The organism is Pigmentiphaga kullae (genome assembly GCF_004216695.1).
Lineage (GTDB): Bacteria > Pseudomonadota > Gammaproteobacteria > Burkholderiales > Burkholderiaceae_B > Pigmentiphaga > Pigmentiphaga kullae.
The window spans coordinates 304,920-322,953 of sequence record NZ_SGXC01000003.1; the positions used below are offsets into that span (position 1 = coordinate 304,920).

Below are 18,034 nucleotides of genomic sequence, written 5' to 3' on the forward strand. Positions count from 1 at the left end.
CGCGTCATTCTGGCTGGATGCCCGCCTTGGCGACGATGCCCCGGTAGGTGTCCACGCTGCCGGCCAGCAGCGCCGCGAATTTCTCCGGCGAAGGATGCGCCTCGACCTCGAAGCCCGCGGTCTCCAGGCGTTCCTGCAGGTCGGGCGAAGCCAGGGCCTTTTCGATGCCGCCACGCAATTTCTCGACTACGGCGGGCGGCATGCCCGCGGGGCCGAGCAGCCCCACCCAGGTGTCGGGCACGGCGAAACCCGTCAGGCCGGCCTGGGCCAGCGTGGGCACGTCGGGCGCGGCCTTGGCCCGTTCGGCCTGCAGCACGCCCAGCAGGCGCAGCTTGCCCGCCTTCACGTGGGGCAGGACGTTGGACAGGACCAGGATGCCGACCGGCACCTGTCCGCCCACCACGTCGTTGAGCGCCGGCGCGCCGCCCTTGTAGGGCACGTGGATCATGTCTATGCCGGTCGTGGCCTTGAGCAGTTCGCCGCCCAGTTGCTGGGACGATCCGACGCCCGACGTGCCGTACGAGAGCTTGCCGGGCCGCGCCTTGGCGTAGGCCAGGAATTCCTTCAGGTCCTTCACGGGCAGCCTGGCGTTGACCACCATGGCTTGCGGCGCCGTGCCTATCATCGCCACCGGCGTGAAATCCTTGACCGGGTCGTAGGGTACGTTGCGCGAGAAGAACGGCAGCGTATTGTGGGGCGGCCCGAGTTGCATCAGCAGCGTGTAGCCGTCCGGGGCGGCCCGCGCCACCTGTTCGGAACCGATCATGCTGTTGCCGCCGGCGCGATTGTCGACGATGAAGGTCTGCCCCAGCGCCTCGCCCAGTTTCTGGGCCACGGACCGCGCGACCGTGTCCGCGGCGCCGCCTACCGCGAAGGGCACGACCACCCGGACGGGGCGGTCGGGATAGGTTCCGGCCAGTGCCGGCAAGGGCATCAGGCACAGGGCGGCCAGCGCCCGCCTCATGGGGTTCATGGTGTCTCCTTGGTGTTGGTGGTCGCGGCCGCGCGAGGGGCGGCCGTCGCCGTGTCAGGCTTTCGGCGGGAAGCGCTCGGAATAGGGAAGGAAGCCGATGCGGTGTTCGTTGACCCAGTGGGCCAGTTCGTCATGACGGGGGAACCAGACGCCGGGATGGGAGGCGATGTAGCCCAGCACCTCGTCCAGCATCGCGCTGATCAACGGCCGTCCGCCGAAGTGGCCGTGCACGGTGATGTTGATGAACGCGTTGGGTTCCTTGCGATACAGGAAATCGAAGGTATCGCGGTAGCACTGGAAGAAATCGCGCGGGGCGGCGCGCAGTACCCGGTTGTCGGCGAAATCGCTGTGCGGGATGGCGACCATGCCGCCGTGCCGGGTCTGGATCTGGCACGGCAGGTCCAGGTAGTTGTAGTCGCCGTGCCAGAGCATGCCTTCCTCGGCCAGCAGGTCCGCGGTCCGTTCGGTGGTCGCGATGGTGGAGCTCAGCCAGCCTTGGGGCCGCACGCCGGAGGTGCGCTGCAGGATGTCCAGGCTCTTGCGGATCAGGGCGCGTTCCTCCGCCTCGTCCAGGCCGGGCAGCACTTCGTCCTGCGCGTAGTTGTGGCCGGCCAGCTCGAAACCCTGGCCGACGATGGTGTGGATGACCTCGGGAAACAGTTCGGCCACCCGCGCGTTGACGCAGAACGTGGCGGGCAGCCCGCGATCGCGCGCCAGCCGCATCAGCCGGTAGGCGCCGGCCCGCGCGCCATATTCCGACCAGGTGATGCCGGCCAGGTCCTTCGCGCCGGGCTTGGGAGGACTCGTCATGGGCGAGTAGGGCGGGGCCTTGCCCTCGGACCAGCTTTCGACCAGGAAGGTCAGCGCCACGACGATGCGCGCGCCGCCCGGCCACAGGGATGCGGGAGTGGACATGAAGTCTCCGGTTGACGTTCCCACGGTCTGGCCGTGGTGTTGCCGTCCACTATCCCCGCTTCCCGGACTTTTAACAATTTTAACTTTTTTAATTAAAATTAAGAATTGTTGAGAATAGGCCTTTCTTTCATGCCTGAGGCGTTCAAGATCCCCCAGCTTCGCCAGTTCGTCATCGCCGCCACGCGGCAAAGCCTGCGGGCCGCGGCCGAGGACACCCATCGCACCCAGGCCGCGGTCACGCTGGCCATGCAGAATCTCGAAGCCCAGATAGGCGGCAACCTGTTCGAGCACGGGCACCAGGCCCGCCTGACGCCCCTGGGCGAATCCGTGCTGCCGCTGCTGCGCGAGCTGGTAGCCCTGCACGACCGGGTGCGCAACGAAGTCGGCCTGCTGGCCGCGGGCGAACAGGGGTCGATCGCCCTGGCCGTCATGCCGTCGCTGGCGGAGGAATGGCTGCCGCTCATGCTGAGGCGCTTCGCCGTGGACTATCCCGGCGTCAGCCTGAAGATCGCCGACGTGTCCTCGCCCCAGGTCGGCCCCATGGTGGCCAGCGGCGAGGCGCAGCTCGGCATTGCCGGGGTGGGCGGGGACCTCGCGGGCCTGCGTTGCATACCCGTGGCCCAGGACACGTTCGGCGTCGTCTGCCGCCACGACCACCCCATCGCGGGACGCGGCCGGTCGGTGCCCTGGCGGATCCTGGAAGGCGAACCCATCATCGAGAACACCACCTTCCACGCGCTGCGCGAACATCGCATCGCGGCGCTGTTGCAGCGGCCGCACCTGGTCATCAAGAATCGCACGTCGCTGATCGCCGCCGTGAAGGCGGGCCTGGGCATTACCGTGCTGCCGACGCTGGCGCGGCCGGCGGTGGAACATGACCTGGCGTTCGTGCCGTTGACGGCGCCGCGCATCGAGCGCCGTGTCGGCGTGCTGCACGGCGCGGGCCGGTCATTGTCGCCGGCGGCGGCGCATATGCTGGCGCTGATGCTCGATTCGCTGCGGGCCTTCGCGCGAGCCAAGGGCGCGCGGCCGATCGATCAGCCGAAGAACCAGTAGCACACGCCTATGGCGGCCAGCACGCCGGCCAGGTCGGCCAGCAGCGCGCAACCCACGGCGTGCCGGGTGCGCTGGATGCCGACCGCGCCGAAGTACACGGCCACCACATAGAAGGTGGTTTCCGTGCTGCCCTGTATGGTGGCCGACAGCAGCGCGGGGAAACTGTCCACGCCGTGGTTCTGCATGGTCTCTATCATCAGCGCGCGCGCCGCGCTGCCCGAGAAGGGCTTGACCAGCGCGGTCGGCAGCGCGTCCACGAAGCGGGTATCGAAACCCAGCCACTGGATCGCCAGGCGCAGGCCGTCCAGCACGAAATCCAGCGCGCCCGAGGCCCGCAGCACGCCGATCGCGCACAGCATGGCGACCAGATAGGGCAGCAGCCCCTTGGCCACGTCGAAGCCGTCCTTGGCGCCTTCGATGAAGCTCTCGTAGACGGGGACCTTGCGGATCGCGGCCACGACCAGGAAGAACAGGATCAGCGCGAACAGCGTCAGGTTGCCCAGCAGCGAGGACAGCGCGCCCAGCGCCGCCACCGACAGCGTGGACAGGAAGGCCATGAAGCCTCCCAGCAGCAGCGCGGTGCCGCCGACCCAGGCCAGCACTACCGGATCCCAGACCCGCAGGCGCTGCACCGCGGCCACGCATAGGAAGCCGGCCAGCGTCGAGGCGCTGGTGGCCAGCAGGATGGGCAGAAAGACCAGGGTGGGGTCGGCTGCGCCCTGCTGCGCGCGGTACATGAAGATGGTGACCGGCAGCAGCGTCAGCGACGAGGCGTTGAGCACCAGGAACAGGATCTGCGCGTTGCTGGCCGTGGTCGTGCTGGGGTTGAGCGTCTGCAGCGATTTCATCGCCCGCAGGCCGATGGGCGTGGCGGCGTTGTCCAGGCCCAGCACGTTGGCGGCGAAGTTCAGCGTGATCAGGCCGATGGCCGGATGGCCCCGCGGCACCTCGGGCATGAGCCGCGCGAACAGCGGCCCCAGGATCCGCGCCAGCGCGTCGACCAGTCCGGCCTGTTCGGCGATCTTCAGAAAACCCAGCCAGAGCGCGATGGTGCCGAACAGCAGCACCATGACTTCCACCGACAGCTTGGCCATCGCGAACAGCGAGGCGACCATGGCCTGGAAGACCGACGGGTCGTGGGCGATGCCCCAGCGCGCCAGGGCGGCGGCCGCCGCGGCGATGAAAAATCCCAGCCAGAGTTTGTTCAGCATGCGCGACAGGAGTGGGGAAGGCGCCGGCCCGGCGGGCCCGGCAGTCCGCTGATTGTAGCGATTAGGGCCTGTTCACACTAAAAGGAGCCTCCTTTTAGTGTGAACAGGCCCTGGCCTGGCGCCCGGTCAGCGTCGTCGGGCGTAGGCCGCCGGCGTCATGCCGTTCCAGCGCCGGAAGGCGCGGGCGAAGGCCTTGTCCGATTCGTAGCCGACGGCGGCGGCGATCTGGTCCAGCGTCAGGGCCGGGTCCTTGAGTTTTTCGGCGGCGACGGCCATGCGGTACGAGGCCAGGTATTGCATGGGCGTCATGCCGACCAGATGCCGGAAACGTTCGCTGAACACGGTGCGCGAGAGATGGCAGGCCGAGGCCAGCGCGGCGACGGTCCAGGGGCGCTCCGGATGCTCGTGGATGCCCAGCATGGCGCGCGCGATGCCCTGGTCCGCCATGCCGCGCAGCATGCCGGCGCGCTGTTCGGCCGACGACCGCAGGTGTTCGCCCAGGATGTGCACCAGCAGCAGGTCAGCCATGCGCGCCGTCGCCAATTGCCAGCCCGGCGGCTGCAGCAACGATTGGTCGACCAGCGAGGCCATCGTCTGCGCCAGCGCGGCGGTCACCGCCGTGTCGCGCTGGCGGATCACGATCAGCCGGGGCAGCGTGTCGACCAGCGTGCCGGGGCCGCTGTCCGGCATCCACAGGTGGAGCGAGAACATGCCGGTGGCCGGTCCGTCGCCGCCGTGCGAGAACACGATGGGGCGTTCGCCGTGGGCGCCGACCTGGTGCGTGGCGATCAGCGGCTGGAACGGACGCGCGGGCAGCCCCGGCGCGGACGAGATGGTGTGGGCGTCGCCGTGGGGCAGCATCAGGATGTCGCCGGCCTCGATCCGCTGCGGCATGTCCTGGCCGATGGCGATCCAGTAAGGGGTGCCGGTCGCCATCCTGATCAGCGCGCCTTCCACGCCGTCCGACCGCAGGGCCCAGGGCGCCGACAGTGCGAAGCGGGCCGTCACCGCACGATCGGATCGCCAGTGGGCCAGCAGGCGGCTGAGGAGGTCACCGGAGGCGTGCATGCGGGGTCGGAGGTCTGGGCGGGGCCGCGTGGCGGATTTCCGGACGCCTGGTGTCCGGATCCGGCGTCCCGAGGGTTGAGGCGGGTGCGGGCTGCGCCGACACTTACGGCATCGACACGGAGATTATCATGCCTCGAATCGACCACGCCCTGATCGTCGGCGCCGGCATCGCCGGCTGTTCGGCGGCGATCGCGCTCGCGCAGCAGGGCATGCGCGTGACCCTGGTGGAAAAACAGCGGGCCTGGCGGTTCCAGAGCTCGGGCCTGTTCATCTACAGCAACGGCCTGCGGGCGCTGCGGGAGATCGGCGTGCTTGCGCCGATCCTCCAGGCCGGATTCGCCGTGCCGGGCGGGCGCAACCGCTATTTCGGCCCGGACGGCGCGTTCATCGTCGAAACGGTCTATCCCTGCCTGGACGGGCTGCCCGCCATCCTGGGCATCAAGCGCGCCGAGCTGCATCGCATCCTGGCAGCGCGCATCGAGGAACTGGGCATCGAGCTCAAGCTGGGCACGACGGTGGCGCGCCTGCCGCCCGGCCAGGACGACGGACCGATGCGCGTGGCCCTGTCCGACGGCACGCAAGCCGCCTGCGACCTGCTCATCGGCGCCGATGGCATCCGCTCCCAGGTCCGGGCCGAGGCATTTCCCGAGCTCGTGCCGAGCTATTCGGGTTTCGGCGTCTGGCGCAGCGTGCACGACCGCCCGCGGGATCTCGACGCCAAGATCATGATGATGGGCACGGGCAAGCGCCTGGGCATCATGCCCATCAGCGACGAGAAGCTCTATCTGTTCGGCGTGATGCTCGAACCCCGGGATGCCTGGTACGAGCGCGCCGGGTGGCCGGCGCTGATGCGCGAGCGCTTCGCCGAGTTCAGGGGCCCGGCGGCGCCCTTCCTGGATCAACTGGGCGAAGGCGCCGAAGTGCTCTACACCGGCGTGGAGGAGGTGATCGCCCCGTTGCCCTGGCACCGCGGGCGGGTGTTGCTGATCGGCGACGCCGCCCATGCGTCGACTCCCTTCATGGGGCAGGGCGGCGCGATGGCGCTCGAGGACGCGGTGGTGCTGGCCGAGGAGTTGGCGTCGGAAGGGGCGCTGGAACAGGCCTTGCTGGCGTTCGGCCGGCGTCGCCACCCCATGTGCCGGCTGGTGCAGGACGTCTCGCGGCAGGTGGGGCAGGCCGGCGCGCTGGAGGACGCCGAGGGATGCGCGCGCCGCGACCAGGCGTTGCGGCGGGAAGGGCAGGCGAAGGTCGATGCTTTCTTCGCCGAACTGGAGCGCCTGCGCCCGGCGGGCCGGTAGCGGCCGCCGCGCGCCCGGGCGTCAGTCCTTGTGGGTATTGGCCTGGATGAACTCGATCTTGTAGCCGTCCGGGTCTTCGACGAAGGCGATGACCGTGGTGCCGTGCTTCATGGGGCCGGCCTCGCGCGTGACCTTGCCGCCCAGTTCGCGTACGCGGTCACAGGCGGCATAGGCGTCGTCGACCGCCACCGCGATGTGGCCGTAGCCGGTGCCCAGGTCGTACTTGTCCACGCCCCAGTTGTGCGTGAGTTCGAGCACGGTGCCGTCCTTCTCGTCTTCGTAGCCCACGAAGGCCAGCGTGAACTTGCCGTCGGGATAGTCCTTGCTGCGCAGCAGGCGCATGCCCAGCACCTTGGTGTAGAAGTCGATCGAGCGCTGCATGTCGCCGACGCGGAGCATGGTGTGGAGTAGTCGCATGGGTTACCTCGCTAATCGTGGGAAGGGGAATCCGGGCCCCTAGTGTAAACAGGCTAGTCGAACCGCGGCAGGCTGCCCGGATCGTGGCGCCGCAAGGCGTCGCGGGCGTCCTCGAAGCCGGGCATCAATTGGCCGACTTCGGCCCAGAAGCCCGGGCCGTGGTTCATTTCCCGCAGGTGCGCCAGTTCGTGTGCGATGACGTAGTCGATGATGCCGACCGGGAAATGGATCAGGCGCCAGTTCAGCAGGATGTTGCCTTCGCTGGTGCACGACCCCCAGCGCGTGGCGGCCGACGACAGCCGCCAGCGGTTGATGGTCAGGCCGGTGCGGGCCAGGAAGTCGTGCAGGCGGACGTCGAACAGGACGCGGGCGCGGCCTTGCAGCCAGGCCTGGACGGTGTCGCGGATGCGGGCCGCCGTCGCGTCGGGCGGCAGGCCCAGCCAGAGCACGTCGCCATCGGCGGGCGCGTCGAGGTCGGTGGTGGCCAGGGCCGTGTCGCGCTGCGCGTCCAGGCGCATGACGATACGGCGGCCCAGGTAGGGCAGGTCGCCGCCGTCCTCCCAGCGCGTCTGGTTCAGCGCCAGGCGTTCCCGGCGCAACTGCCACTCGTGGAGCTTGGACAGGATCCAGCGCGCCTTTTCGCGGACGGCGCCATCGATCTCGGCCAGGCCGACCCAGCGCGGCGCGGTTACCCGCAGGCCGTCGTCGCCGATCAGGAAGCCGATGGTGCGGCGGCGCGACCGTTGCAGGACGAAGCGTATCCGCTGCCCCTCGGCCACCACCTCGTGCCAGCGGGCCCCGGGCGGCAGCTGGATGGCGGGGGCGGAGGGCGGCGGCGCGGCGGGCGCGCGGACGACGGGCGGCGGTGCCGCCGGAACGGCCACGGCCTGGGGCGGCTCGGCGAACAGGTCGAGCTGCGCGGAATGGGAACCGGTCTCCCGCCGCGGAGCCGGGGGCGTGCCGGTGTCGGAAGCGGGACGTGTGGCCATGGACGCTAGCCGGCGGCGCGTTCGGCGCCCCGGGTGTCCGGATAGCGCTCGGGGTTGAGCTGGCGCATCTCGGCCTCGATCCAGTCCTCGACCCGGCGGTTGATCTCGTCGGCGGTCAGGCCTTGCGGGTCGATCGGCGGGCCGATGGAAACGGTGATCAGGCCCGGCCGCTTGACGAAGGCCCTGCGCGGCCAGCATTCGCCCGCGTTGTGGGCGATGGGCACGACCAGCGCGCCGGTGCGCGCGGCCAGGCGCGCGCCGCCGCTCTTGTACTTGCCCTTCCTGCCCGGGGCGATGCGGGTGCCTTCCGGGAACATCACCATCCAGCGGCCCGCGGCCAGGCGTTCGCGGCCCTGCGCCACGACCTGCTCGAAGGCGTCGCTGCCTTTCTTGCGGTCGATGGCGATCATGCGCAGTCCCGCCAGGCCCCAGCCGAAGAACGGTACCCAGTTCAGCTCGCGCTTGTACACGTAGCAGACTTCGCGCGGCATCCAGGCGGGCAGGAACATGGTTTCCCAGGTCGACTGGTGCTTGGGCAGCAGGATGGCCGGCTGGTCGGGAAGATTGTCCCAGCCCTTGACGCGCCAGCGCATGCCGACGATCCAGCGGCCGCCCCAGATCATCAGGCGCGGCCAGCCTATCGTGAGCCGGTAGCGCCACCGCAGGGGCAGCGGCAGCCACAGCACGCAGGCGATGGCGTAGGGGACGACCGTGACGACGAAGAAGATCGAGAACAGCAGCGAGCGAAGCCAGCGCATCAGTGCTCCTCGGCCTGGGCGGCGGTTTCGAGCGCGTCGGCGACTTCGCCCAGATCGTTCCAGACCACCGTTCCGGGCGGCAGCTGGCCCTTGGCGAGGGTCTTGGGCCCGTTGCCGGTCAGCACCAGCCAGGGCGTGCAGCCTGCAGCCGCGGCGGCTTCCAGGTCGCGGGCCGAGTCGCCCACCGAGGGTACGCCGTGCAGATCGGACTCGAAGCGCCGGGCGATCTCGCGATACAGGCCGGGCAGCGGCTTGCGGCAGTCGCAGCCTTCGTCCGGCGCGTGCGGGCAGATGAAGATGGCGTCGATGGCGCCGCCATGCTTGGCCAGTGCCGCCCGCAGCTTGGCGTGGATGGCGTTCAGCGTGGCCGCGTCGAACAGGCCGCGGCCCAGGCCCGACTGGTTGGTGGCGACCACGACGCGATAGCCGGCCTGGTTGATCCGGGCGATGGCCTCGAGCGCGCCGGGCAGCGGGATCCACTCGTCCGGCGACTTGACGAAGTCGGGGCTGTCCTGGTTGATGACGCCGTCGCGGTCCAGGACCACCAGCTTGGGGCGGGCAGGAGTGGTGGGCATATCAGGCGGTTGCCAAACGGGACAGATCTGCCACGTGGTTCATCGTGCGGTGCAGTTCGGCCAGCAGCGCCAGGCGGTTGGCCCGCACGGCGGGATCCTCGGCCATGACCATGACGTCGGCGAAGAAGGCGTCCACCGGTTCGCGGGCCTGCGACAGCACCGTCAGGGCGCCGGCGAAGTCGCCCTGCGCGAACTTGCCTTCTGCCTGCGGCCGCAGCGTTTGCACGGCTTGCGCCAGCGCCTGCTCGGCCGGCTCCTTGAGCAGGGCCCGGTCGACCGCGCCGGGTTCGCCTTCGACCTTCTTGAGCAGGTTGCCGATGCGCTTGTTGGCGGCCGCCAGCGCGGCCGCCTCGGGCAGCGCCGAGAAGGCGACCACCGCGCGCACCCGCGCCGGCACCTGCGCCAGGGGCGGCGCCACGGCGACCACGGCATCGACCGCGGCGCGGTCGAACTGGCCGGCCAACTGGTTGCGGTAGCGCTCGAACACGAAGGCGCGGACCTCGTCGATCTGGGCCGTCGTGGGCGGCGTGGCGAAGGTTTCCGCCGCCCGCGCCAGCAGGCCGTCCAGCGTGAGCCCGGCGCCATCGGCGGACAGACGCCCACCCGCGTCGAGCTGCTCGAACGCGCTGATCAGCCCCAGCGCCGCGCGGCGCAGGCCGTAGGGGTCCTTGTCGCCGGTGGGTACCAGGCCGATGCTCCAGATGCCCAGCAGCGTTTCGGCACGTTCGGCCACGAACAGCGCGGCGGCCGTGGCGCCGTCGGCGTCGACGGGCTGGTCCAGGCGGATGCGGTATTGCTGGCGGATGGCCTCGACCACGTCGGCGGCTTCGCCGTCGGCCGCCGCGTAGTAGGCGCCCATGACGCCCTGCAGTTCCGGGAACTCGCCCACCATGCCGGTGACGAGGTCGGCCTTGGCCAGCATCGCGGCGCGGTCGGCGTGCTCGGGATCGGCGCCGATCGCGCCCGCCACCCAGCGCGCCAGCGCGCGCACGCGCTGCGCGCGTTCGAGCTGGGTGCCGAGCTTGTTGTGATAGACGATGGTGCCGAGCTGTTCGACCCGGCCGGCCAGCGGCACCTTCTTGTCGGTCTCGAAGAAGAAGCGCGCGTCGGCCAGGCGCGGCCGGACCACCCGCTGGTTGCCTTCGACGATGTTGGACGGATTGGCCAGGGCCATGTTGCTGACGATCAGGAAGCGGTGCGTCAGCTTGCCGGTGGCGGCGTCGAACAGCGGGAAATACTTCTGGTTCAGCCGCATCGTCAGGATCAGGCATTCCTGGGGCACGGCCAGGAATTCGGATTCGAACTCGCCCACGTAGACCGTGGGGTACTCGACCAGCGCGCATACCTCGTCCAGCAGCGAGGCCACGTCGGCCTCGTCGCCCAGCGACGCTTGCAGGCGCGCGGCCTGGTCGCGCAACTGGCGCTCGATGGCGGCGCGGCGCTGGTCGAACGAGGCGATCACGCGGCCCGGCTCGTGCAGCAGCGCTTCATAGGCATCGGCCGAGGGCAGCTCGATCGCCGCCTGCGACTGGAAGCGATGGCCGCGCGTGCTGCGGCCGGCGCGCAGGCCGAGCGCGGTGATGTCGACCACCGCGTCGCCGTGCAGCGCGACCAGGCCGTGCGCGGGGCGCACGAAGCGAACGGTGGTGACGCCGTCGGCCAGTTGATAGCTCATGACCTTGGGGATCGGCAGCTTGCCCAGCGTGTCTTCCAGCGCCGCCTGCAGGGCGGGCGCCAGCGCCGCGCCCTTGGCGATGCCGCGGTAGACCAGTTGTTCGTTCTTGCCGTCCGACTCGCGCGCGAGCCCGGCGACGTCGACGCCTTCCAGGCCCTTGGCCGCGAGTTTCTTTTGCAGCGCGGGCGTGGGCTGGCCGTTGGCGTCCAGTCCCACGCTCACGGGCATGAGCTTTTCGGAGAACTCGCTGTCGGCCCCTTGCGGCAGCACGGCCGACAGGCGCACGGCCAGCCGCCGCGGCGTGGCGTAGGCGGTGGTGGCGCTGCCGTCGGCCAGCAGGCCCCGGTTCTTCAGGCCGGCGGCGATGCCTTCGGCGAAGGCCTGGCCCAGACGGTTCAGCGCCTTGGGCGGGAGTTCCTCGGTGAACAGTTCCAGCAGGAGGGGTTGAGCGGCCGGCATTTACGCGGCCTCCTTGCGTGCAAGCATGGGAAAGCCCAGTCGTTCTCGTGAGTCGTAGTACGCCTGCGCGATGGCGCGCGACAGGTTGCGGATGCGGCCGATGTAGGCGGCGCGTTCGGTGACGCTGATCGCGCCCCGGGCATCGAGCATGTTGAAGGTATGGGCCGCCTTGAGCACCATTTCGTAGGCCGGCAGCGCCAGCGGCACTTCCACCAGACGCTTGGCCTGGGCCTCGTAGTCGTTGAAATGGCGGAACAGGGTCTCGGCCGACGAATGCTCGAAGTTGTAGGTGGACTGCTCGACTTCGTTCTGGTGGTAGACGTCGCCGTAGGTGACGCGCGTGCCGTCCGGCGCCTCGGTCCACACCAGGTCGTAGACGCTTTCCACGCCTTGCAGGTACATGGCCAGGCGTTCCAGGCCGTAGGTGATCTCGCCCATGATGGGCTTGCAGTCGATGCCGCCGACCTGCTGGAAATAGGTGAACTGCGTCACTTCCATGCCGTTGAGCCAGACCTCCCAGCCCAGGCCCCAGGCGCCCAGCGTGGGGTTTTCCCAGTCGTCCTCGACGAAGCGGATGTCGTGCTCCTGGGGATCGATGCCCAGCGCCTGCAGCGAGCCGATGTACAGGTCGAGGATGTCGGGGGGCGAGGGCTTGAGCACCACCTGGTACTGGTAGTAGTGCTGCAGGCGGTTGGGGTTTTCGCCGTAGCGGCCGTCCTTGGGGCGGCGCGAGGGCTGCACGTAGGCCGCGCGCCAGGGCTCGGGGCCGAGCGCCCGCAGGAACGTGGCGGTGTGCGACGTGCCGGCACCGACTTCCATGTCGTAGGACTGCAGGAGGGCGCAGCCTTGCTGGCTCCAGTATTCCTGGAGTCGGAGAATGATTTGTTGAAATGTCAGCATGGTGTTGGAGTAGATGCGGCCGCGGGCGGCCTTGCGGCACGGCCAAACCCTGGATTTTAACTGGCCCGGGCGAAATACGGACGGATGGCGCCTTGGGGCGCTGCGGCGTATCAGTCCACGCGGCGGATCCGCAGCCAGCCCAGCACCGCCAGCAGGGCCGCGACGATGAACAGGACGGGCACGTTGCCGGTGCGGGCGTAGGGCGTGAGCCCCGTGGTGCCCTGCACCGCCGCGTCCAGCGCGCCGGCGGTGTGCGGCGCCAGCTCGCCCACCACCTGCGCCCGTTCGTCCACCACCGCCGTCATGCCGGTATTGGTGGCCCGCAGCATGGGGCGCCCGGTCTCGCGCACCCGCATGCGCGACATCTGCAGGTGCTGGGGCAGCGCCAGCGAATTGCCGAACCAGGCCAGGTTGCTGACGTTGGCGAGGATGGTGGCGCCCGGATCGGCCGGGCCGGGCCGGACCGCGGGCAGCAGTTCCTCGCCGAACACGTCCTCGTAGCAGATGTTCATCGCGATGTACTGGCCGCCGATGTCGAACGGTTTCTGCCGTTCGCGGCCCCGGTCGAAGTCGCCCAGCGGCATGACCATCTCGTCCACGAACCAGCGGAAGCCGGGCGGCACGAATTCGCCGAAGGGGACGAGGTGGCGTTTGTCGTAGCGGTGCGCGACGCGGCCGGCCACCAGTTGTTCCGGCGAACTGCGGCCATCGAGCGAGATGACGCTGTTGTAGTAGTAGTCGCGGTCGGGATGGATGTCGCGCATGGCCACGCCCAGCGCGAACGTGCCGCCGCGCAGCGCGGCGCTGTCTACCCATTCCTTCCAGGCCGCGGCGCTGAGCTGGTCCTGGAATACCGGCACGGCGGTCTCGGGCAGCAGCGTGAGGGCGATGGGCTTGCCGTCGGCCCGGGGCGCCTCGGCCAGGTCGCGGTGAAGGTCCATCCCCTGCCAGATCTGCGTCGGGTCGAACTTGTCGGAAAGCGGGATATTGGCCTGCACCAGCCGGACGGTCAGCGGCGAGCCGTAGGGTTGCACCCAGTTCCAGGCGGCGCCCGCCATGCCGACGGCCAGCGCGCCCAGTGCTCCCGCGGGCGCGCGCCAGCCCGGGCGCAGCGCGGCCGCGACGCCGGCGGTGCCGCGTTCGGCCACGGCACTGGCCGCCCAGACCAGTCCCGAGGCTGTCAGCGCGGCGGCGAAGGCCACGCCGTAGACGCCCAGCAGCGGCGCCCAGCCTTGCAGCGGCCCGTCAACGTGGGCGTAGCCGATGTTGAGCCAGGGAAAGCCGGTGAACAGGACGCCGCGCAGCCATTCCGAGCCGGTCCAGGCCGCCGCCATCGCCAGCACGCAGGTCAGCGGCGAGGCGAGCCGGGCCGGGCCGTCCGCGGTGGTGGGCCGCTGCGACAGCCACCACGCCACGCCGGCGGCCAGCGCGGGATACAGCGACAGGTAGGCGGCCAGCAGGCCCACGCCCAGCGCCGCCAGCGGCGCCGCCATGAAAGCGTAGACGTGCAGGCTGATGTAGATCCACGACACGCCGACCAGGAAGGTGCCGCCGCCGAAGGCCGCGCCGATCCAGATGGCGCCCCGCAGGCTCGTGGCGCGCCAGGTCAGCCAGCTCATGCCGCCGAAGGCGGACAACTGCAGCACCGGCAGGAACCAGGCGGGAAACGGGGTGGGCGCGAAGGCCAGCCCCTGCAGCATGCCGAGGATCAGCGCTGCGGCCAGCGCGGTGTAGGGCATGGGCACGGGCGGGCTCAGCCTTGGTTGGGAAGCACGGCGGCCGGCGCGGCGCCGGCACTCAGGCGGGAGACGCGCAGCCAGAGCGCGCGGCGGGCATCGGCGCGGATCACGTCTATGCGCAGGTCGTCGCGTTCGATGCGGTCGCCGCGCCGAGGGATGCGGCCCAGGATGCCGGCCATCCAGCCGCCCACGGTGTCGTATTCGTCGTCGTCCAGCGACGAACCGAAGGTTTCGTTGAAGCGGCGGATGTTGGTCAGCGCCATGACCCGCCAGCGGTTCTTGCCGTCGGGGAAGATGGATTGCTCGACCGCGGCGTCGTCGAATTCGTCTTCGATCTCGCCCACGATCTGTTCCAGCACGTCCTCGATGGTGATCAGGCCGGCGGTGCCGCCGTGCTCGTCGACCACGATGGCGATGTGGTTGCGGTTGCTGCGGAATTCGCGCAGCAGCACGTTCAGGCGCTTGGATTCGGGAATGAAGACCGCCGGCCGCAGCAGCGTGCGCAGGTCGAGTTCGCGGTCGATCATGTAGCGCAGCAGGTCCTTGGCCAGCAGGATGCCGATGACGTTGTCGCGGCTGTCCTCGAACACCGGGAAGCGCGAATGGGCGGTCTCGATGATGGCGGGCAGCTGCACGTCGATGGGCTGCGAGACTTCCAGCATGTCCATGCGCGAGCGCGGGATCATGATGTCGCCCGCCGTGAGCTCGGACACCGCCAGCACGCCCTCGATCATGGACAACGCCTCGGCGTCGAGCAGGTCGCGGCTGTAGGCGGCCTCGAGCACGGCCTTGAGGTCCTCGCGGTCTTCCGGTTCGCGGTGGATCAGCGCCGAAAGCCGTTCGAAGAAGGTTCTGGGTGGGTTTTTGGGCGTACGCGAGGCGTACGCCGGACTAGGGGAGGTGTCTGACATCGTCCAATAGGACAAGTGTTGCAAAAGTTTAGGATACTCGATACGGGTCGGGTATTGCCATCTCGGCCAGGATACGGGTCTCCAGGGCCTCCATGCGCCGCGCGTCGCGGTCGTTCAGGTGGTCGTAGCCCAGGGAATGCAGCACGCCGTGGACCACCAGGTGGGCGGCGTGATGCAAAAACGGCTTTTTCTGCGCCCGTGCCTCGGAAACCAGGACCGGCAGGCACAGCACGATGTCGCCGCCCACCACGCCGGCCGGATCCGCGCCGTACTCGAAGGTCAGCACGTTGGTGGCGTAGTCGCGCTGGCGGAAATCGCGGTTCAGCCGCCGGCCCTCGGCGGCGCCCACCAGCCGCAGCGTCAGGGCGACCCCCGCCACGTCGGCCAGTTCCGGCGCCCGCAGCGCCTGGGCCACCCAGCGCCGCAGCCGCCAGCGCGGCAGCCGGGCCTCTTCCTGCCCGTACTGAATGGCCAGGGACAGCGCCGGCGCGGCGGCAGGCGCGCTAGCGGCCCGGGGCTTGCTGCTGGCCATGTTTCTCGTAGGCGTCGACGATGCGCGCCACCAGCGGGTGCCGCACGACGTCGCCGCTGGTGAACTGGGTGAACGACAGGCCCTGCACCGACGACAGCACCTGCGAGGCGTCCAGCAGGCCGCTGCGCTGGCCCTTGGGCAGGTCCACCTGCGACGGGTCGCCGGTGATGACCGCCTTGCTGCCGAAGCCGATGCGGGTCAGGAACATCTTCATCTGCTCGGGCGTGGTGTTCTGCGCCTCGTCCAGGATCACGAAGGCATGGTTCAACGTGCGTCCGCGCATGTAGGCCAGCGGCGCGATCTCTATCGTCTGTTTCTCGAACAGCTTGGTCACGCGTTCGAAGCCGATCAGGTCGTACAGCGCGTCGTACAGCGGGCGCAGGTAGGGGTCGACCTTCTGCGTCAGGTCGCCCGGCAGGAAGCCCAGCCGCTCGCCCGCCTCGACCGCCGGCCGCGTCAACACGATGCGGCGCACCGACTCGCGTTCCAGCGCGTCGACGGCGCAGGCCACGGCCAGGTAGGTCTTGCCGGTGCCGGCCGGGCCCATGCCGAACGAGATGTCGTGCGTCAGGATGTTGCGCAGATAGTCGCGCTGGCGCGGCGTGCGCCCGCGCAGGTCCTGCCGGCGCGGCAGGCGCAGCACCACTTCGCTCTCGCCCGGGGCGCCCTGCGGCGGCGTGTCCTCGTCGGTGTCGTGGGCGGCGGTCATCGCGCCCAGCTCGACCAGGTTCAATTGCAGTTGATCCACCGACAGCGGCTGGTCCGCGTGTTCGTACAGGTATTGCAGCGCCGCCGAGGCGGCGTCGGCGCGTTCGCCTTCCAGCGTGATGCGGTGGCCGCGGCGCGCCAACTCGACGCCGTAGGCGGCGGCCAGCTGGCGCAGGTTCTCGTCCAGCGGGCCGCAAAGATTCGACAGCCGGGCGTTGTCGTCGCCCAGCGAGACGACGACCGGCGCGGCGCGGCGGTGGGAAGCGCGGGAGGCGGCCGTCATGCGGACACCTCCCCGGCCGTCTCGCGCGTCACGACTTCGCCGCGCAGCGTGTGCGACAGCGCCGTGGTGATGCGGATGTCGGCCAACTGGCCGACCAGCCGCGCGGGCGCGGGGAAATTCACGATGCGGTTGTTCTCGGTACGGCCCATCAGTTCGTTGGGATCCTTGCGCGACGGGCCTTCGACGATGACCCGCTGCGTGGTGCCGACCATGCTCTGGCTGATGGCCGCGGCCTGGTCGTTGATCAGCGCCTGCAGGCGCTGCAGGCGCGCCAGCTTGACGGCCTGCGGCGTATCGTCGGCCAGGTCGGCCGCCGGCGTGCCGGGGCGGCGCGAATAGACGAACGAGAACGACGTGTCGAAGCCGACTTCGTCGATCAGCCGCATGGTCTTTTCGAAATCCTCTTCGGTTTCGCCGGGGAACCCCACGATGAAGTCCGACGACAGCGACAGGCCGGGCCGGGCGGCGCGCAGCTTGCGCACGATGGACTTGAACTCCAGCGCCGTATAGCCGCGCTTCATCGCCGCCAGCACGCGGTCGCTGCCCGCCTGCACCGGCAGGTGCAGGAAGGACACCAGCTTGGGCAGCCGCGCGTAGGCCTCGATCAGCCGCGGCGTCATTTCCTTGGGATGCGAGGTCGTGTAGCGGATGCGCTCGATGCCGGGGGTGTCGTGCACGTATTCCAGCAGCAGCGCGAAATCGGCGATCTCGGCCGTATCGCCCATCCTGCCGCGGTAGGCGTTGACGTTCTGCCCCAGCAGCGTCACTTCCTTGACGCCCTGGTCCGCCAGGTCGGCGATCTCGGTCAGCACGTCCTCGAACGGGCGCGAGACTTCCTCGCCGCGGGTATAAGGCACGACGCAGAAGCTGCAATACTTGCTGCAGCCTTCCATGATCGATACGAAGGCCGTGGCGCCATCCACCCGGGCCGGCGGCAGATGGTCGAACTTCTCGATCTCGGGGAAGCTGATGTCCACCTGCGAGACGCCCGAAGCGCGCCGCCTGGCGATCAGCTCGGGCAGCCGGTGCAGCGTCTGCGGACCGAACACCACGTCGACGTAGGGCGCGCGCGCCACGATGGCATCGCCTTCCTGGCTCGCCACGCAGCCGCCCACGCCTATGACCAGGTCGGGCTTCTCGCGCTTGAGCATCTTGGCGCGGCCAAGGTCGGAGAAGACTTTTTCCTGCGCCTTCTCGCGCACCGAACAGGTGTTGAACAGGATGATGTCCGCGTCTTCGGGACGGTCGGTGATTTCCAGCGGCTGGTCGGCGTTCAGGACGTCCACCATCTTGTCCGAGTCGTACTCGTTCATCTGGCAGCCGAAGGTGCGGATGTACAGCTTGCGGGGAGTGGGATTGCTCATGTCGATTGCCGTGACGGGGTTATAGCCCGGGGGCAGAAAGGCGGAACAGGACATTTTAACAGAGGGGGCGGGGTTGGCCGGACGCCACGTGGGCACCGTGTTCAGGTCTCTGTCAGTCCCCCCGGTCTAGACTGGAGCCTCAGATGATTGCTTTGCCGCTAAGGGCGCCGGCGGAATCCGCAGATCCCCAGCGCCTGGCAGGG

At 69.5% G+C, this 18,034-nt stretch carries 17 protein-coding genes; 2 read left to right on the plus strand and 15 right to left on the minus strand.

Annotated features, from left to right (window positions below; all coding sequences use genetic code 11):
• Positions 1-4: 4 nt before the first annotated feature.
• Both EV675_RS24260 and EV675_RS24265 read right to left on the minus strand, forming a co-directional pair.
• Positions 5-973 carry a Bug family tripartite tricarboxylate transporter substrate binding protein gene (locus EV675_RS24260; protein WP_130360819.1) on the minus strand — a complete coding sequence of 323 codons (969 nt, stop codon included), beginning with the start codon at positions 971-973 and terminating at the stop codon, positions 5-7.
• A 54-nt stretch (positions 974-1,027) separates the two neighbouring features.
• A complete protein-coding gene (locus tag EV675_RS24265) occupies positions 1,028-1,888 on the minus strand; it encodes a polysaccharide deacetylase family protein (RefSeq protein ID WP_165404754.1) in 861 nt (286 codons plus the stop codon).
• A 129-nt stretch (positions 1,889-2,017) separates the two neighbouring features.
• Here EV675_RS24265 and EV675_RS24270 point away from each other — a divergent pair, with 129 nt between their 5' ends.
• Positions 2,018-2,944, plus strand: coding sequence for a LysR substrate-binding domain-containing protein (locus EV675_RS24270; protein ID WP_130360823.1), 927 nt, complete (start codon positions 2,018-2,020; stop codon positions 2,942-2,944).
• Here the strand turns inward: EV675_RS24270 and EV675_RS24275 are convergent.
• Together EV675_RS24275 and EV675_RS24280 are read right to left on the minus strand one after the other, a co-directional pair.
• A complete protein-coding gene (locus tag EV675_RS24275; protein ID WP_130360825.1) occupies positions 2,926-4,155 on the minus strand; it encodes a nucleoside recognition domain-containing protein in 1,230 nt (409 codons plus the stop codon). The two genes, EV675_RS24270 and EV675_RS24275, sit on opposite strands and share 19 nt — an antisense overlap.
• Positions 4,156-4,281: 126 nt before the next feature.
• Positions 4,282-5,223, minus strand: a complete 942-nt coding sequence (locus EV675_RS24280; RefSeq protein WP_130360827.1) for an AraC family transcriptional regulator — start codon at positions 5,221-5,223, stop codon at positions 4,282-4,284.
• Positions 5,224-5,351: 128 nt separating this feature from the next.
• On the opposite strand from EV675_RS24280, the gene EV675_RS24285 reads away from it, so the two are divergent.
• Entirely contained in the window at positions 5,352-6,521 is a 1,170-nt protein-coding gene (locus EV675_RS24285; RefSeq protein ID WP_130360829.1) for an FAD-dependent oxidoreductase, read from the plus strand.
• A gap of 21 nt (positions 6,522-6,542) precedes the next feature.
• Here the strand turns inward: EV675_RS24285 and gloA are convergent, their stop codons facing one another.
• The 11 genes from gloA to miaB form a co-directional block, all read right to left on the minus strand.
• The gene (gene gloA, locus EV675_RS24290; RefSeq protein WP_130360831.1) at positions 6,543-6,938 is read right to left on the minus strand and encodes a lactoylglutathione lyase; all 396 of its coding nucleotides are present in this window, start codon (positions 6,936-6,938) and stop codon (positions 6,543-6,545) included.
• A 53-nt stretch (positions 6,939-6,991) separates the two neighbouring features.
• Complete coding sequence (locus EV675_RS24295) at positions 6,992-7,927, minus strand: M48 family metallopeptidase (RefSeq protein ID WP_130360833.1); 936 nt, start codon at positions 7,925-7,927, stop codon at positions 6,992-6,994.
• 5 nt (positions 7,928-7,932) lie between these two features.
• Positions 7,933-8,685: a lysophospholipid acyltransferase family protein gene (locus EV675_RS24300; protein WP_130360835.1), complete on the minus strand. Its 753-nt coding sequence runs from the start codon at positions 8,683-8,685 to the stop codon at positions 7,933-7,935.
• Positions 8,685-9,260 carry a D-glycero-beta-D-manno-heptose 1,7-bisphosphate 7-phosphatase gene (gene gmhB, locus EV675_RS24305; RefSeq protein ID WP_130360837.1) on the minus strand — a complete coding sequence of 192 codons (576 nt, stop codon included), beginning with the start codon at positions 9,258-9,260 and terminating at the stop codon, positions 8,685-8,687. Before gmhB ends, EV675_RS24300 begins: the two co-directional genes overlap by 1 nt.
• 1 nt (position 9,261) lies before the next feature.
• The gene (gene glyS, locus EV675_RS24310) at positions 9,262-11,394 is read right to left on the minus strand and encodes a glycine--tRNA ligase subunit beta (protein WP_130360839.1); all 2,133 of its coding nucleotides are present in this window, start codon (positions 11,392-11,394) and stop codon (positions 9,262-9,264) included.
• The gene (glyQ, locus tag EV675_RS24315; protein ID WP_130360841.1) at positions 11,395-12,294 is read right to left on the minus strand and encodes a glycine--tRNA ligase subunit alpha; all 900 of its coding nucleotides are present in this window, start codon (positions 12,292-12,294) and stop codon (positions 11,395-11,397) included.
• Between the two features lie 110 nt (positions 12,295-12,404).
• Positions 12,405-14,033 carry an apolipoprotein N-acyltransferase gene (gene lnt / locus EV675_RS24320; RefSeq protein WP_130361919.1) on the minus strand — a complete coding sequence of 543 codons (1,629 nt, stop codon included), beginning with the start codon at positions 14,031-14,033 and terminating at the stop codon, positions 12,405-12,407.
• Between the two features lie 14 nt (positions 14,034-14,047).
• Positions 14,048-14,944, minus strand: a complete 897-nt coding sequence (locus tag EV675_RS24325) for an HlyC/CorC family transporter (RefSeq protein WP_130360843.1) — start codon at positions 14,942-14,944, stop codon at positions 14,048-14,050.
• Positions 14,945-14,972: 28 nt separating this feature from the next.
• Entirely contained in the window at positions 14,973-15,476 is a 504-nt protein-coding gene (ybeY, locus tag EV675_RS24330) for an rRNA maturation RNase YbeY (protein WP_130360845.1), read from the minus strand.
• Complete coding sequence (locus tag EV675_RS24335; RefSeq protein ID WP_130360847.1) at positions 15,448-16,467, minus strand: PhoH family protein; 1,020 nt, start codon at positions 16,465-16,467, stop codon at positions 15,448-15,450. Before EV675_RS24335 ends, ybeY begins: the two co-directional genes overlap by 29 nt.
• The gene (miaB, locus tag EV675_RS24340) at positions 16,464-17,831 is read right to left on the minus strand and encodes a tRNA (N6-isopentenyl adenosine(37)-C2)-methylthiotransferase MiaB (protein ID WP_242621582.1); all 1,368 of its coding nucleotides are present in this window, start codon (positions 17,829-17,831) and stop codon (positions 16,464-16,466) included. Before miaB ends, EV675_RS24335 begins: the two co-directional genes overlap by 4 nt.
• Positions 17,832-18,034 lie beyond the last annotated feature (203 nt).